This is a genomic window from Blastococcus sp. VKM Ac-2987, assembly GCF_026967805.1.
In the GTDB taxonomy this organism is placed as follows: domain Bacteria; phylum Actinomycetota; class Actinomycetes; order Mycobacteriales; family Geodermatophilaceae; genus Blastococcus.
This window is the reverse complement of the sequence record NZ_JAPVBG010000001.1, coordinates 387143-402225: the sequence shown is the minus strand read 5'-3', so window position 1 is coordinate 402225 and position 15083 is coordinate 387143. Positions and strand designations below refer to the sequence as shown.

The following is a 15083-nucleotide window of genomic DNA, read 5'->3' as shown; positions in this document are numbered from 1 at the left end:
ACCGTAACGCGGTCGGCGGGCGGCGGACCTCAGCGCTGGGAGAGGTAGGCCGCCCCGGTCGCCCGCAGCCGGTCGTGCACGCCGTCGGCGACGACGACGCCCTCGCGGCCCAGGTACCTCTTGGCCAGCTTGGCGACCATCGTGTAGTTCGTGTCCACGACGTTGCCCGCCGGTGCCAAGCCGGCCTGGCTGACCAGCTGGTAGGCGTCGAGGGTCTCCCAGCCGGTGAGCTCGGCGGCCCAGGTGACCAGGTCGTGCTGGCTCACCCGGTAGGCGTCCTCCAGCGGGCGGGCCGAGCCGGTGGACAGGAGGAACTCGTCGTTCTCCAGCCGCGGCCACGGGGTGCCCGCACCCTTGATCAGGTCGACGACGACGACCGTGCGCATGGCCGCCTCGACGGCGGTGCCGCACACCTCGCCCTCACCCTGCCGGCAGTGCCCGTCGCCGATCGACAGCTGGGCGCCGGGCACGTTGACGCCGAAGTACGCCGTCGTCCCGGCGCGCAGCTCGGGGGTGTCCATGTTCCCGCCGTGCGCACCCGGGGTGATGCTGGCGAACACCTCGCCGCCCGCGGGCGCCACGCCGACCGTGCCGTGCATCGGGTCGAGCGGCAGCTCGACCTCCGGTCCGCCGCGGCGGGGACGGAAGAGGCAGGTGCCCCGCTCGCGGTCGACCTCGTAGACCCACACGACCTCCTCGAGCGGGTCGTGCAGCATCGCCGTGCTGTGCGTGGTGGTCAGCGCCCCGAAGTGCGGGAACGTCGTGGACACCGCCCAGTCCCGGGCCGGCGCGATCTCGACGAAGTGCACCGCGACCGTGTCGCCGGGCTCGGCCCCCTCGACGTGGATCGGGCCGGTGACCGGGTTGAGCTGCGAGAAATCGCAGACCTGGCTGGGCAGGTCGCCGGTGCCGGCCACCCGGCCGCCGAAGCAGTCCTCGGTGGTCAGCTCGACGACGGTGCCCGGCCGCACCCGCAGCAGCGGCTCCGGCGCTCCGCCGAACGCGTAGCGGTACTGCTCGGGGCCCGGGTGGAGCGGGACGACCTCGAGGCTCACAGGTTCTCCTCCGTCTTGAGTTCGGGCGTGCGACCCGTGGCCAGCAGGAAGACCAGCAGCGCGATGCCGATGGCGAACCACACGAAGCCGAGTTCCTGCGCGGCCACCTGGGCGTTGTAGACGACGTAGGCCAGGATCGCGAACCCGACGACCGGCACGACCAGGTGCAACCACCAGTTCCGGCTGCCCAGGCGGCCGACGTAGTGGACCACCACCGACACGTGCAGCAGCAGGAAGGCCGACAGGGCACCGAAGTTGACCAGCGTCGACAGCAGCGTGATGCCGTCGTCGCGGGTGCTCATGTAGATGCCCAGCGCCAGCGAGATCGCGGCGACCAGGAACGTGGCGTTCACCGGCACGCGGCGGACCGGGTGCACCGTGGCGAGGAAGCCCGGCAGCTGGCGGTCGCGGGCCATCGCGAAGAGCAGGCGGGAGGTGGCGGCCTGGGCGACCAGCGAGTTCGCGAACCCCCACGCAATGGCGGTGGCCACGGCGGTCAGCGTGGCCAGCCACTCGCCACCGGCGACCCCGGCGGCGTCGTAGAACGCAGTGCCGGCGGCGTCGCCCTCGGCGATCAGCGTGTCCGGGTCGGGCACGAGCAGCGCCGCGACCCAGGTCTGGACGACGAACAGCGTCCCGGCGAGCACCAGCGCTCCGATCATCGCCTTGCCCAGGGAGCGCGCGGAGTCCCGGTTCTCCTCGGCGAGCGTGGAGATGGCGTCGAAGCCGAGGAAGCTCAGCACGGCGATGGAGACCGCGCCGAACACCAGCTCCAGGGAGAACGTGTCGGCGTCGTAGACGGGGGAGAGGTCCCAGCCGCGACCCTCGCCACCGGCCAGCGCGATGACCCCGACGACCAGGAAGATGGCCAGCACGACCAGCTCGGCGACCAGCACGACCTTGTTCACCCGGGCGGTGAACTCGATCCCGAAGTAGTTGACCACCGTGTTCAGCAGGACGAAGGCGACGACCCACACCCAGACCGGGACGGCCGGCACGATCGAGTTCATGGCGAACCCGGAGATCAGGTACAGCAGGCCGGGGATGAGCAGGTAGTCCAGCAGGACCATCCACCCGGCGATGAAGCCCACCGGCCGGGCGATGCCGCGGCCGGCGTAGGTGTACACCGATCCGGCCATCGGGAACGCGCGCGACATCTGGGAGTAGGACGCGGCGGTGAACGCCATGGCCAGGCCGCCGACGACGTAGGCCAGCGCGACCATGCCGCCGGAGGCCTGGAAGACGCCGCCGAAGATGCCGAACGGCGCGATGGGGACCATGAAGACCAGGCCGTAGACCAGCAGGTCGCTGAAGCTGAGCGAGCGCTTGAGCTCCTGCTCGTAGCCGAAGGCCTCCACGCCGCGCTCGCTCGCGGCGGGGGTCACACCGCCGAGGGCGGGACCGGGGGTGGTGCGGGGTTCGCTCATGGGCGGTCTGCTCCGTCTCTTCTCCCGGTGTGCTGCCGGGGCGCGAGCAGAGTAGGACGGTTTCCTTCCAGGTGGAAGTAAACCGTCTCACGCGCTGAGAAGGCCCGGGAGCTCGCGCAGGAGGAGACCGTCCGCGCGGGCCAGTCGGGCGGCCGGGGCGGGCCGTCCCCGGCGGGCGCCCCGGGGAGGGGAGACGGCCAGGCGGACCCCGTCGTAGAGGCCCCGGGCGTACGCGCAGACCACCGGTGCCGACGGCCCGGAGCGGCGGACGGAGCGCTCCTGGAGGGCGAGCTGGCCCTCGTCCGGCCCGTCGTCGGCCGCGGCGAAGGAGGGCATGCACGCGTACAGCTCACCGGTCGCGTCCCCACCGAGGGCGTAGAGGCCGTTCTCCTCCAGCGCTCCCGACAGGCGCACGACCCGCCGGTCGAGCCCGGCGCGGGCGAACTCGCGGTTGAAGGTGACCAGGTCGCGGCCCACCATGCTCAGCAGCACGCCCTCGGCGCGGGTGCGCCGCACCAGGTCCAGCAGCGGCCCGGTGTCGGCGGGCCCGAAGGGGACCAGCGCCTCACCCACCACCTCGGCGCCGGCGTCGGCCAGCACCCGGCGGGCGGCGCGGTGGACCGCCCGCGGCCAGACGTAGTCGGTGCCCAGCAGCACCCAGCGGCGGGCGCGGCGGGCGTGCACCAGCCAGCGGAGCGCGGCGGCGTGCTGCTCCAGTGGTGACGCGCCGGTGCGGACCACACCGGCACGACGGCGCCCGCCCTCGTGCGGCGGCGTGAAGACGTACCGGGCGCCCGGGGGCAGCGTGGCCTCGAGCTCCCGGTGCACGTCGCTGGTGTGGAACCCGACCAGGACATCGAAGACGCCCGCCTGGAACAGCGAGGTCACCTCCGCCGCGACGACGGCCGGTGCCCGACCGGAGTCCACGGCCACCAGCTGCACCTCGCGGCCGTCCACCCCGCCCGCGGCGTTGGCCTCCTCGGCGGCGAGGCCGGCCAGGTCCAGGGCGGAGGGGGCGGTGAGCGCCAGGGGGCCGGACAGCGGCACGGCCAGCCCCACCCGGAGCACATCGGGCCGCGGGCCCGCGAGCAGGACGTCCCAGGGGTCCAGCGGACGAGGGGAACCGGGCACGGGGAGAAGTATGGTTCCCCCATGTCTCCGGGCGGCGTGGGAGCCGGGGCGCGTGACGAGCGCGTCGCCGACGATCTCGTCGAGCTGCTCACCGTCACCCAGCGCCGGGTCGCCTCGGGCGTGACCGGTGCCCTGGCCGAGGACGGCGGGACGCTCGACGGCTACCGGCTGCTGCGGGGGCTCGCCGGCGGCGGGCGCACGATGAGCCAGCTGGTCACCGCCCTGCACCTGCCGGCACCGACGCTGACCCGCCTGGTGGATGCGGCCGTCGACCAGGCGCTGGCCTACCGGCTGCCGCACCCCGACGACGGCCGCAAGGTCGTCGTCCACCTGTCCGATCCCGGCCGCGACCGGCTGCGGCGGTGGGAGGGGCTGGTCCGCGCGCAGGAAGCGTCGCTGGCCGCCTCCCTCGGCGCCGACCGGGTCCGGGCGCTGGCCCGTGCGCTGACCGAGCTGGCCGCCGGCGGCTGACCGCCCGCGTGGGGGACGGCGTGCGCCGCGGTGCCCGGGCGGCCGCGGTCGCCGTGCGAGGGTGGTCCCGGGCGCGCACCTGACGGAGGAGTTGCTGGCATGACCTGGCCCCGGCCGGTCCCCGTGATCGGTGACCGCACGCACGCCGCCGAGCGCGCGGCCGACCCGTCCGGCTGGGCGTTCGACGCCGGCAGCGTGGCGGCGCTGCACGCGGTCGTCGAGGCCCGTCGCGACATCCGCCGCTACCGTCCCGACCCGGTGCCCGAGGAGTTGGTGCGCGCGGTCCTCGGAGCCGGGCACCGGGCTCCGTCGGTCGGGCACTCGCAGCCGTGGCGCTTCGTCGTCGTCACCGGGCAGGCGACCCGGGACCGGGCCGCGGCGCTGGCCGACCGGGAGCGGCTGCGGCAGGCCGAGCTGCTCACCCCCGACCGGCGTGCCCGGCTGCTGGACCTGCAGCTGGAGGGCATCCGCGAGGCGCCGGTCGGCATCGTCGTCGCCTGCGACCGGCGGGCCCACGCCACCGGGGTGCTCGGCCGGGCGACCTTCCCCGACGCCGACCTGTGGAGCTGCGCCTGCGCCATCCAGAACATCTGGCTCGCCGCCCGCGCCTCGGGGCTGGGCGTGGGCTGGGTGACCCTCTTCCAGCCGGCCGACCTGGCCGAGCTGCTGCACCTGCCGGAGGGGGTGGAGACCCTCGGCTGGCTGTGCCTGGGCTGGCCGGACGAGCGGCCGCCCGAGCCGGGGCTGGTGCGGCACGGCTGGTCCAGCCGGCTGTCGCTGGACGACGTCGTGCTGGCCGAGCGCTGGCCGGCCGACGGCAGCCCGGAGGCCCCGGTCTCGCACCTGGCCGGGCCGGAGCCGGAGGCCGTGGTGGCCGCCCGCGACACCGGCGACGACCTGCTCGCGGTGCCCGGTTCGCTCGGGGTGCTCGACCGCGCGGTCGACCGCGTGCTCGCCCTGCCCGGCGCTGAGCCGGCCACGGGGACCCTGGTCGTCGTCGCCGGCGACCACCCCGTCGCCGCCGCGCACGCCGTCTCGGCGTACCCGGCGTCGGTGACCGCCGACGTGCTCGCCGCCACTGGTACCGGTGAGTCGCTCGGCGCGGCGACCGCGGCGCAGGCCGGGCTGGCGGTGCGGGCCCACGCCGCCGTGTCGCCGGACCCGCAGGGCGACCTGGTCGCCACCGACGCGCTGACGCCCGCAGCGGTCGACGCGCTGGTGGCCGAGGGCCGGGAGCTGGGCCGGGAGCTGGCCGGCCAGGGGCTCGTGTGCCTGGGTGAGGTGGGCATCGGCAACACCACGGTCGCCGCGGCGCTGGCCTGCGCGCTGCTCGGGCTCGACCCCGGGGACGCGGTCGGGCTGGGCGCCGGGGCGGACGCCGAGATGCTGGCCCGCAAGCGCGCCGTCGTCACCGCGGCCCTGGAGCGGGCGCGCGCTAAGCACGGCGCGGTGCTGGCCGAGCCGCGGACCGCGCTGGCCGCCCTCGGGGGGCCGGAGTTCGCGGTGCTCGCCGGCGTCACGCTCGGGGCGGCCGCCGGGGGCGTCCCCGTGGTGCTCGACGGGCTGGTCACCTCGGTCGCCGCCGTCGTCGCCGTGCGGCTGGAGCCCGCCGCCCGGACCGCGCTGGTCGCCGGCCAGCGCAGCCGCGAGCGGGCGCACGCCGAGGTGCTGACCGAGCTCGGCCTGGAACCGCTGCTGGATCTCCGGCTGCGCTCGGGCGAGGGGGTCGGGGCGGTGCTGGGCGCGCAGCTGCTGCTCACCGCGCTGCGGGCCCGGCGCACCGCGGGACGGGTCTCGTGATCGGTCGCCCGGCCCGCCGGACGCTGGTGCTCGGGGGCGCCCGCTCGGGCAAGTCCCGGTACGCCGAGCAGCTGCTGGCCCGTGCGCGGCGGGTCGACTACGTGGCCTGCGGGCTGCCCGCCGACGGCGGTGACCCGGAGTGGGCCGACCGGGTGGCGTTGCACCGCGACCGGCGGCCCGGCTCGTGGCGCACCGTCGAGACCGTCGACCTGGTCGGTGTGCTCGGGGATGGCGGTCCGCCGGTGCTCGTCGACTGCCTGTCCACCTGGCTGGCCCGGGCGATGGACGACTGCGGGGTGTGGGACGGCGGCCCCGACGCCGACGCACGGTTGGCCGCCGCCGTCGACGACGTCGTGGCGGCCTGGGCCGCTACCCGCCGGCGGGTGGTCGCGGTGAGCAACGAGGTCGGCTCCGGCGTGGTGCCGGCCACCGCCTCGGGCCGCCGGTTCCGCGACGAGCTGGGCATCCTCAACGCCCGGGTCGCCGCCGCCTCCCAGCGGGTGTGGCTGCTCACCGCCGGGCTGCCCCAGCGGCTGCGATGAGCGCGCCGGAGCGGACCGCGGGCGCCGGTGGGCTGCTCGCCGCGCTCGGCCTGTTCAGCGTGCTGCCCGTTCCGCAGCGCGCCCGCGTCCCCGGGCCCGGCGTGCTGCGCTGGCTGCCGGTGGTCGGGCTGGTGCTGGGCGCGCTCGCCTGCGTCCCGGCGCTGGTCGTGTGGCGCGGCGCGGACGAGGGTTCCCCCCTGCTCGCCGCGGCACTGGTGGTCACCGCGCTGGCCCTGCTCACCCGCGGTCTGCACCTGGACGCGACCGCCGACCTGGCCGACGGGCTGGGCAGCGGGCGCCCGGCCGAGCAGGCCCTGGCGATCATGCGCCGGCCGGAGGTGGGGGCCTTCGCCGTCGCGGCGATCGGCTGCACGCTGCTGGTCCAGGTGGCGGCGCTGGCCGCGGTGCTGGGCGACGCCGGGCCGGTCGAGGGCGTGCTCGCCGTCGTGCTCGCCACCGTCACCGGCCGCACCGCGGTGCTGCACGCGGCGGCCCGGCCGGCCGCCCCCGGCTCGTCGCTGGGCGTCCTGGTCGCCGGATCGGGCTCCGGGCTGCTGCGGTGGTCGGTCACCGGGGTGCTGCTGCTCGCGGCGGTCGGGGTGCGGCTGGCCGTCGGCGGCTCGGCCGCGCAGGGGCTGTGGTCCGCCGCCGCCGTCGTCGTCGCGCTGGTGCTCGCCGCGCTGCTGGCCCGGCACGCCGCCCGGCGCCTCGGTGGGGTGAACGGCGACGTCTTCGGCGCGCTGGTCGAGGCCGCCACCACCGCCACGCTGGTCGTGCTGGCCACCGGGGTCAGCTGGACCTGAGTCCGGCAGCGGGGTGTCCTCTGGGTGGGAGGTCCGTTCCCGGGGTCACCAGCGTCGGTCCGCGGACCGGCGTCTCCGGTCGGCAGGGGCGGGCCGGTAGCGCAGGAGCACCGAACCCGACGGGAACGTCGTGGTGGCGACGAGCTCCAGACGGACGGCGCCGAGGTCGTCGAAGATCCGGGGCCCGGTCGGCCAGAGGTAGGGGCTCACCGTGAACCAGAGCTCGTCGACGAGGTCCTGGGCCATGAGGTCGCGGGCCAGTTCGCCGGCACCCGTGACGATCAGGTTGCCCGAGTGCCTGTCCTTGAGGTCGTTCACGCTGTCGGCCAGGTCGCCTTCGAGCAGGGTGGCGTTCCAGGTCAGCGGGCCGCTCAGCGTCCGGGACGCGACGTACTTGGTCATGCTGTTCATCCGATGCGCGTAGGCCTCGTACCCGGGGAGGTCCGCCATCTGCGGCCACACCGCGGCGAGGCCCTGGTAGGTCTTGCGCCCGAGCACCATCGCGTCGGCTGCCTGCCACTTCTCGAGCGAGGCGCGCTGGCTGTCAGGGTCCAGGACGAGCCACCCGTCGGGTTCGGGCACCGGCGCCTCGAAGGCGCCGTCGACGGTGATGGCGTTGTTGATGATCAGTCGTCCCACGAGGAGCTCCCGCGCTCGATCCGGTGGCGATCAGCAGTCGTTCGTTCTTCTGACAGCCCACGCGAGGGGAACTCATCGCACCCCGCAGCCCTCGCTGCTGAGCTCAGCTGGACCTGAGCGCGGCGGACGAGCCCTGACCGCAGGCGGCCGCGAGGGGTCGGGTGCTCACTCCACGGGGAAGAGCGAGCGCACGCCGAGCCGCGTCGGCCGCACGAAGGGGCGCCAGGCACCGCGCGGCTGGGCCAGCCGGTCGGCCACGATCCAGAGCACCGCCGGGTCCACGCCCATGCCCAGGTGGCTGGCGTGCACGGCGACGTTCTCGCTGCGGGGCCCCTCCTCCTGGAGGCAGGTGCGCCAGTCGACCACGCCGTCCCAGCGGGAGTAGACCGAGGTGCTCGGCACGGGGAGCGCCCGGGCCGGCCGGACGTCCTCCACCGCCCGCAGCCGGCGGTACTCCCGGACCATGCCGTCGCGGCTCGCGGCGCGTCGCGGCCGCGGCGGGATGCCGGCGATGGGGGAGCCGAGGGAGACCACCTGCCGGACCAGCCGTGGGCTGCGCTCGGCCAGCCGACGGGCGAAGACGCCGCCCAGGCTCTGGCCCACGATGCTCACCGGCCCGCCGTGCTCGTCGGCGAGCCGCTCCACCAGCGCGCGGACGCCGTCGACGATCTCGGGGCGGGGGCCGTGGTTGCGGCCGAGGTCCCAGCCCACGGTGGGATAGCCCAGGCGGCCGAGCCAGGTGCGCAGCGTGCGGGTGGAGACGTCCGAGGCCAGCCAGCCGGGCAGGACGACCACGGGGTGCGGCTCGCCGCGCGGCGCCAGGCGCAGCAGGGGCCGCCCGGCGGCCAGCGCGCCGGCGCTGACCAGGGCACGCGCCGGTTCGGAGAGGGCGAGCAGGGCATCGGTGCGCTCGCCGCGGGCCGGCTGGGATCGAGGACTCACCTGGCCTCGATGCCCGGGGAACCGGTGGATCAGTCGCCGGGGGGCAGCACCCGGGGCACGAACACCTCGTCGATCGGCCGCGGGCCGACGTACTGGCGGCAGGTGCAGGGCACCCAGCTGTGCCCCGACCAGCGACCCCGCTTGTCGTAGGTGTCCCGGCGCAGCTCGGCGTAGCAGGTGTTGGTCCCGGTGTCGTGCTGGCTGAGCGTGTGCCCGCAGCCGCAGAGCGGCGTCACCGGTGGGGGAGGAGCCGTCCGCCGGCCGCGGCCCAGCCGCCCGGCGGCGAACCCGGCGCCGAGCAGCGCCGCGCCCACCAGCAGGCTGATCGGATCCATGGTGCGTGCTCCTCCCGCGAGGACTACGACGGTAGCGTGCGGCCGGCGTCACCCGGAGGGGTGCGCTCCGCTTCCGGCGACAGCGGAGGGTGGCCGCGCAGCCGGTCCCCGACGTCCGGTTTTCGCCTGAACAGGGGGATTGAGCGCCCGGCGGCCGGGGAAACGTTAACCTCGTGGACACGTACGCCGTAGGGTTCGCCCGCCCGGACCGCTGGTCGGGTGGGCCGCAGACGGAGCCGAGTTACCCCTGGCACGCCGTGGAGGCGCACCGGCCGCCGGCCGAGCTGGACGGCGAGGTCGAGCTGGCCGTGTGCGGCGCCATCGTCCAGGTGTGGGGCACGCAGAAGTGGGAGCGGGTCGGCATCGGCCGCACCGGCTGCCCGGAGTGCGCCCGCCTCACCGCCGTCGACAGCCGGCTGACCGCCGCGCGACGCTGACCCGGCGCGCCCGAGCCCCGGATCCCAGCAGGGACCCGGTCCGCCTGCTCGCGAGCCCCACGACGCCGGCCGTGGGGCCCGGTGCGTCAGGACTTCTCGGGCTTCCGCCCGCTGATCGCCGACAGCCCCGTGATCGCGCGGCCGACGATCAGCGCCTGCACCGAGTCGGTCCCCTCGAAGGTGAAGATCGCCTCCATGTCGGCGTGGTGCCGGGCGATGTGGTGGTCGAGCAGGATGCCGTCGCCGCCGAGGATGTCGCGGGCGTCGGCCACGATCGCCCGTGCCTTCGCCGCGTGGTTCATCTTCGCCAGCGAGGCCATGGCCGCGGTCATCCGGCCGGAGTCGGCGAGCTTCGACAGCCGCCAGCACATCAGCTGCATCGAGGTGATCTCGGCGAGCATCCGGGCCAGCTTGTCCTGCACCAGCTGGAAGCCCGCGATGGGCTGCCCGAACTGCTCGCGCTGCATCGCGTGCGCCAGCGCCAGCTCGTAGGACGCCGTCGCCAGGCCCAGCGCCCGCCACGCCACCGTGTACCGGGTGCGGTCCAGCATCGAGGAGACGTCCTTGAACGAGTGGCAGTTGGCCAGCTTGTTCTCCGCCGGCACCCGCACGTCGGTCAGCGTGATCTCGGCCTGCCACACCGCGCGCAGCGCGGTCTTGCCGGTCATGACCGTCGCCTCGTAGCCGGGCGTCCCCTTCTCGACGACGTAGCCACCGACCTTCCCGTCCTCGCCGCGGGCCCAGATGATCACGTAGTCGGCGATCGAGCCGTTGCCGATCCACTTCTTCTGCCCGTTGAGCACGAAGCCGTCGCCGTCCGGACGGGCCGAGGTCTCCAGGCCGACGGCGTCGGAGCCGTGCTTGGGCTCGGTGAGGCCGAAGGCGCCGATCTTCTCCAGGCGCGCCATCTCCGGCAGCCAGCGCTCGCGCTGCTCGTCGTCGCCGAGGACGGCGATCGACTGCATCGCCAGGAAGCTGTGCACCCCGTTGAAGGTGCCGATGCTGCCGTCGGCGCGGGCCAGCTCGGCCGCGACGAGCCCGGCGGCCACGTTGCTCATGCCGGGGCAGCCGTGGCCCTCGATGGTGCCGCCGACGATGCCCAGCCCGGCCAGCTTGTGCGCCATCTCGAACGGGAAGTCCGCGCGTTCCCAGTAGTCGTTGATGTGCGGGGTGACCTCTGCGTCGCAGAAGGCACGCACCCGGTCGCGGATCTCGATCTCGGCGGGCTCGAGGAGGTCCTCGATGGCGTAGAAGTCCGGCGTCATGGCGGTCACGACCCCGAACGTACGACGGAAAGGGGCATGCTGCCCGTCGTGCACGTCGTGATCGCCCCCGACTCGTTCAAGGGCAGCCTGACCGCCGAGGCCGCGGCTCGCGCCATCGCCGACGGCATCGCCCGGGTGCGCCCCGAGGTCGAGGTCGTCCTGCGGCCGGTCGCCGACGGCGGGGAGGGCACGGTCGCCGCGGCGCTCTGGGCCGGCTTCCGGCCCGAGCCGGTCACCGTGACCGGCCCGGACGGGCGGCCGCGGGAGGCGCTGCTCGCCCTGCGACCGGGCGTCGCCGTGCTGGAGCTCGCCACCGCGGCCGGGCTCGGGCTGGCCCGCCCGGCGCCGCTGACCGCCACCACCCGGGGCGTCGGCGAGCTGATCGTCGCCGCACTCGACCACGGGGTCAGTCGGATCGTGCTCGGCATCGGTGGCAGCGCGACCACCGACGGCGGGGCGGGGATGCTCCAGGCGCTCGGCGTCCGGCTGCTCGACGCCGACGGGCGGGACGTCCCCGCCGGTGGCGGCGGGCTGCGCTCCCTGGCCCGGGCCGACGCGACCGGGCTGGACCCGCGGCTGGCCGGGGTGGAGCTGGTCGTCGCCTCCGACGTCGACAACCCGCTCACCGGGCCCTCCGGCGCGGCCCACGTCTTCGGCCCGCAGAAGGGCGCCGCCCCGGACGAGGTGCGCACGCTGGACGCGGCCCTGGCCCGGTACGCCGCCGTCCTCGCGCGGGACCTCGGGGTCGACGTCGCCGACGTCCCCGGCGCCGGTGGCGCGGGCGGCACGGCGGCCGGCGCGCTCGCGGTCGGGGGGCGGGTCGTCTCCGGGGCCGGGCTGGTGTGCGACCTGATGGGCGTGTCCGACGTGCTCCGCGGGGCCCGGCTGGCCGTCACCGGGGAGGGGGCCCTGGACGAGCAGACGCTGCACGGCAAGGCCCCGGCCGAGGTGGCAGCCCGTGCGGGCGCGGCCGGCGTGCCCTGCCTGGCGCTGGCCGGCGTGGTGCGGCTGCCGGTCGAGCGGCTGCGCGCCGCGGGCTTCCGGGCCGCGCACGGGCTGGCGGAGATCGAGCCGGACGTCGACCGCTGCCGGGCCGAGGCGGCGCGGCTGCTGCCGGAGCTCACCGCGCGGGTGATCGGTGGGCTGCTGCCCCCGCCCGCGGCGCGGTAGCTTGCGTCGTCCCGGCCGCTGCCCCTGGAGTTCCGTTGCCGTTCCTCCTCCACCGACTCACGCGGTTGATCCGGCTGCGGCTGAGGGGTTGGCGCCTACCGCTGGCGGTCGCGGTGTTCGTCTTCCTCTCCAGCTGGCTGGCGATGGCGCTGGTCGAGCCGGCCGGCAGCGCCATCACCGCACCGGCCACCTACTGGTGGTACTTCCTCGTCACCGCCGCGACGGTGGGCTACGGCGACGTCTTCCCCAGCTCCGTCGGCGGGAGGGTCATCGGCGCCTACGTCATCGTGGGCGGCATCGTCACCCTGACCCTGCTGTTCACCCAGCTGTCCGAGGCCCTGCAGTCGTTGCGCGGCCGGCGCCTGAGAGGTGTGGTCCCCCTGGACATGTCCGACCACGTGGTGCTGCTGGGCTACTGGCCCGGGCGCACCGAGCGGATCGTCGCCGAGCTGACCGCCGAGGGGCGGACCCAGGTCGCGCTGTGCGCCTGGGAGGACGTCGTGGAGAACCCCATGCCCGACCAGCCGGCGGTGCACTTCGTCCGCGGCGACCTCACCACCGAGGACGTCATGCAGCGGGCGTGCGTGCCGCAGGCCCGGACGGTGGTGGTCGACGCCCGGGACGACAACGAGACGCTCGCCGTCGCGGTCGCCGTCGAGCACGCCCACCCCGGGGTCCACCTGGTCGCGGCGCTGCGCGACCTGGGGCGGCGGGACACGCTGCGCTACGTCAGCGCCGGCGTGCAGGGCGTCCAGTGGCACATGCCGTTCCTGCTCACCGAGGAGGCGAACGACCCCGGGATCACCCAGGTCTACAGCGAGCTGATGACCCACGGCGGGCGCAACACCTACTCGCTGACCGTGCCGCCGGGCTTCCCGCACGCCACGTTCGGCGAGTGCCAGAGCCACTTCGGCACGACGTTCGGTGCCACCGTGCTGGCCGTGCGCGGCCCCGCCGGCCTCGCGGTCAGCCCGCCCTGGGACACCCGCCTGGAGGTGGGGACGACGCTGTACTACGTCGCTCCGCACCGCATCCCCGCCCGGCAGCTGTCCGCCGGGCACCGCGCCTAGGAGGGGTGCCCCTCGACGTCGGCCTCGTCACCCTGCGGCGCCTCGCGGGGCGCGCTCTGCGCCTCCAGGGAGGCCGCCACCTCCGGTGACTCCTGCTCCAGGGCGATGTCGCGGGGCTGCGGCGTCTCGGACTCCGGCGTCGTCATGCCCTCAGCCTGCCGCAGCGCGGCCGGCTCCGCTCGGTCGCCGGCCCTCGTCACCCGCCGTCCGCGGGCACCCACCCCGGGCGGTAGACGATCGCACCGGAGACGGCCTGGACGTCCAGCACCACCGTCCCGGTGAGCTCCTGGGACGGCGCGAGCGGGCCATCCGGGAGGGGCGCCGCACCGATGTCGCAGACCCCGGCCGGGCCGGCGCCGGTGGCGACGGTGCCGTCGTCCCCGACGAGGTGCAAGTCGCCGGCCACGACGCTGCGCTCGCCGCCCAGGAGGGCGAGGTCGGCCCCGGTGGTCACCGTGAGCCGGACGGCCACCAGCGAGCCGTTGCCGGCGGTGACGGAGGGGTCGGTGCAGGACGCGCCGGCCACCACGTCCGTCACGACCACCGAGAGGACCAGCGCGCCCGTCGCGGGGTCGTGCACCTCCAGCGCTGCTCCGGGCACGAGCGCCACGGCGGGCTCGGGCGTCTCCGTGGGCGCGGGCTCCGTGGGCGCGGGCTCCGTCGGTGCGGGCTCGGTGGGTGCGGGCTCCGTCGGTGCGGGCTCGGTGGGTGCGGGCTCCGTCGGTGCGGGTTCGGTGGGTGCGGGTTCGGTGGGTGCGGGCTCCGTGGGCGCAGGTTCGGTGGCCGAGGGCTCCGTGGGCGAGGGCTCCGTCGGCGAGGGCCCCGCGGCGGGCTCCTGGCCGGGTCGCTGCTGCGTCGGGGATGCCGGCGCGACCGGCGGCGCCGGGCTGGTCGGCGCCGTCGACGGGGTGGGCTGCTGGGACGCGGACGGGGGTGACGGTGTGGTCGGCGCCGTCGACGGGGTGGGCTGCTGGGACGCAGAGGGGGGTGACGGTGTGGTCGGCGCCGTCGACGGGGTGGGCTGCTGGGACGCGGACGGGGGCGACGTCGGGCCGCGAGAGGTGGACGCGGCGGCGGGCACCTGGTCGACGGCGGGGGGCGCCTCGTCGACCCGCGCGTCGGCCGGCCGGGGCGGCGTCGCCGGGGCGGGGGCGGACGACCGGGCCGCCTCCTGCGGGTCCGACCGGAAGAGGCTGGGGACGGTCGCAGCGGGGGCGCCGGGGAGGAACCAGTCGTCGGCGCCGGGCGGGAGGGCGCCGATGGTCGGGATCACCAGAGGGCCCATGCCGCTGTCCTCGGGCAGCGTCCAGACCGACGAGCCCACCTGACCGTCCGCCGCCACCTGCAGGTCGCCGGGCGCGGCGGCCGGCGCACCGACCCCGCCCAGCGTCATCAGGGCCGCGGACCCGAGCCCGCCGGTCATGAACGCCAGTGCGCGCAGCCGCCGACGGGCCGCCAGCTCGGCGTGGTACCGAGCCTGCGGTGACGGCGGCGTCGACGGTGACGGCGGCGTCGACCGCTTCGCGGCGAAGCGCCGGCGCGCCGGCCGGGCCACCGGCCGGACGGCGGAGGGATCGCGCGGAAAAGGGGACGGACGCGGCACCGCGCCGGCTCCAGGGCCGGGTGCCGGGGCGTCCGCGCCAGGAGCCGGATCGGGCCCGACGGCGGGCGGAGGCTGGGTGGTCATCGTCATCACCGCCAGGGTCGACGAGCCGGTGGAACGGCGGGGTAGCAGCGGCCGAACGGTAACCGGCCGGACGGCGGTGCGAGGGGGGTTCCGGGTCGGTATCGCCTCATCCACCCACTCTTGGATCGCGCGGTCCACCCACTCTTGGGGGGCGCCGGCCCCGGACCTCCAGCGGCTCCACCCACGGAGGCGGAAGGCTCCGAGGACCTGCACCGTCCCGTGCTCCTGGTCGGCGGCGCCGACCAGGAGCACGGCGGTGGGGGGCCCCCCCGCCGCCACCACCCGGTCACGGGTGGCGGGCGGCGTCGT

17 protein-coding genes are annotated in these 15083 nt (G+C 75.9%); 8 read left to right on the top strand and 9 right to left on the bottom strand.

The features are described from left to right. Positions 1-29 precede the first annotated feature (29 nt). From O2W17_RS01920 to O2W17_RS01910, 3 genes are all read right to left on the bottom strand, one after another. Entirely contained in the window at positions 30-1055 is a 1026-nt protein-coding gene (locus tag O2W17_RS01920; RefSeq protein ID WP_269190703.1) for an acetamidase/formamidase family protein, read from the bottom strand. Beyond that, positions 1052-2482 carry an APC family permease gene (locus O2W17_RS01915; RefSeq protein WP_269190702.1) on the bottom strand — a complete coding sequence of 477 codons (1431 nt, stop codon included), beginning with the start codon at positions 2480-2482 and terminating at the stop codon, positions 1052-1054. The genes O2W17_RS01920 and O2W17_RS01915 overlap by 4 nt, the downstream gene beginning before the upstream one ends. Before the next feature lie 87 nt (positions 2483-2569). Further along, positions 2570-3613 (bottom strand): ABC transporter substrate-binding protein, encoded by a 1044-nt coding sequence (locus tag O2W17_RS01910; protein WP_269190701.1) that lies wholly within the window; start codon positions 3611-3613, stop codon positions 2570-2572. A 21-nt stretch (positions 3614-3634) separates the two neighbouring features. On the opposite strand from O2W17_RS01910, the gene O2W17_RS01905 reads away from it, so the two are divergent. The 4 genes from O2W17_RS01905 to O2W17_RS01890 all read left to right on the top strand — a co-directional run bounded on the left by O2W17_RS01905 (position 3635) and on the right by O2W17_RS01890 (position 7229). Beyond that, positions 3635-4084 (top strand): MarR family winged helix-turn-helix transcriptional regulator, encoded by a 450-nt coding sequence (locus O2W17_RS01905; RefSeq protein WP_269190700.1) that lies wholly within the window; start codon positions 3635-3637, stop codon positions 4082-4084. A gap of 99 nt (positions 4085-4183) precedes the next feature. Then, the gene (bluB, locus tag O2W17_RS01900; RefSeq protein ID WP_269190699.1) at positions 4184-5884 is read left to right on the top strand and encodes a 5,6-dimethylbenzimidazole synthase; all 1701 of its coding nucleotides are present in this window, start codon (positions 4184-4186) and stop codon (positions 5882-5884) included. Then, positions 5881-6426: a bifunctional adenosylcobinamide kinase/adenosylcobinamide-phosphate guanylyltransferase gene (locus O2W17_RS01895; protein WP_269190698.1), complete on the top strand. Its 546-nt coding sequence runs from the start codon at positions 5881-5883 to the stop codon at positions 6424-6426. Before bluB ends, O2W17_RS01895 begins: the two co-directional genes overlap by 4 nt. Continuing rightward, complete coding sequence (locus O2W17_RS01890; protein ID WP_269190697.1) at positions 6423-7229, top strand: adenosylcobinamide-GDP ribazoletransferase; 807 nt, start codon at positions 6423-6425, stop codon at positions 7227-7229. The genes O2W17_RS01895 and O2W17_RS01890 overlap by 4 nt, the downstream gene beginning before the upstream one ends. Positions 7230-7274: 45 nt before the next feature. Here the strand turns inward: O2W17_RS01890 and O2W17_RS01885 are convergent, their stop codons facing one another. The 3 genes from O2W17_RS01885 to O2W17_RS01875 form a co-directional block, all read right to left on the bottom strand. Then, positions 7275-7868, bottom strand: coding sequence for a dihydrofolate reductase family protein (locus O2W17_RS01885; RefSeq protein ID WP_269190696.1), 594 nt, complete (start codon positions 7866-7868; stop codon positions 7275-7277). A gap of 165 nt (positions 7869-8033) precedes the next feature. Next, positions 8034-8810 (bottom strand): esterase/lipase family protein, encoded by a 777-nt coding sequence (locus O2W17_RS01880; RefSeq protein WP_269190695.1) that lies wholly within the window; start codon positions 8808-8810, stop codon positions 8034-8036. Between the two features lie 29 nt (positions 8811-8839). Then, positions 8840-9145, bottom strand: a complete 306-nt coding sequence (locus O2W17_RS01875; RefSeq protein WP_269190694.1) for a hypothetical protein — start codon at positions 9143-9145, stop codon at positions 8840-8842. A gap of 173 nt (positions 9146-9318) precedes the next feature. On the opposite strand from O2W17_RS01875, the gene O2W17_RS01870 reads away from it, so the two are divergent. Further along, on the top strand, positions 9319-9582 hold the full coding sequence (locus O2W17_RS01870; protein ID WP_269190693.1) for a hypothetical protein: 264 nt from the start codon (positions 9319-9321) through the stop codon (positions 9580-9582). An 86-nt stretch (positions 9583-9668) separates the two neighbouring features. Here the strand turns inward: O2W17_RS01870 and O2W17_RS01865 are convergent, their stop codons facing one another. Further along, a complete protein-coding gene (locus O2W17_RS01865; RefSeq protein ID WP_269192037.1) occupies positions 9669-10847 on the bottom strand; it encodes an acyl-CoA dehydrogenase family protein in 1179 nt (392 codons plus the stop codon). Between the two features lie 36 nt (positions 10848-10883). Between O2W17_RS01865 and O2W17_RS01860 the strand changes: the two genes are divergently transcribed. Then, the gene (locus O2W17_RS01860) at positions 10884-12017 is read left to right on the top strand and encodes a glycerate kinase (protein WP_269190692.1); all 1134 of its coding nucleotides are present in this window, start codon (positions 10884-10886) and stop codon (positions 12015-12017) included. Positions 12018-12052: 35 nt separating this feature from the next. After that, positions 12053-13087: a potassium channel protein gene (locus O2W17_RS01855; protein WP_269190691.1), complete on the top strand. Its 1035-nt coding sequence runs from the start codon at positions 12053-12055 to the stop codon at positions 13085-13087. Here the strand turns inward: O2W17_RS01855 and O2W17_RS01850 are convergent. Both O2W17_RS01850 and O2W17_RS01845 read right to left on the bottom strand, forming a co-directional pair. Further along, positions 13084-13233, bottom strand: coding sequence for a hypothetical protein (locus O2W17_RS01850; protein ID WP_269190690.1), 150 nt, complete (start codon positions 13231-13233; stop codon positions 13084-13086). The genes O2W17_RS01855 and O2W17_RS01850 overlap by 4 nt on opposite strands. Before the next feature lie 50 nt (positions 13234-13283). Further along, the gene (locus O2W17_RS01845; protein ID WP_269190689.1) at positions 13284-13688 is read right to left on the bottom strand and encodes a hypothetical protein; all 405 of its coding nucleotides are present in this window, start codon (positions 13686-13688) and stop codon (positions 13284-13286) included. Positions 13689-13851: 163 nt separating this feature from the next. Between O2W17_RS01845 and O2W17_RS01840 the strand changes: the two genes are divergently transcribed. Beyond that, positions 13852-14415, top strand: a complete 564-nt coding sequence (locus O2W17_RS01840; protein ID WP_269190688.1) for a hypothetical protein — start codon at positions 13852-13854, stop codon at positions 14413-14415. Positions 14416-15083: the final 668 nt, after the last annotated feature.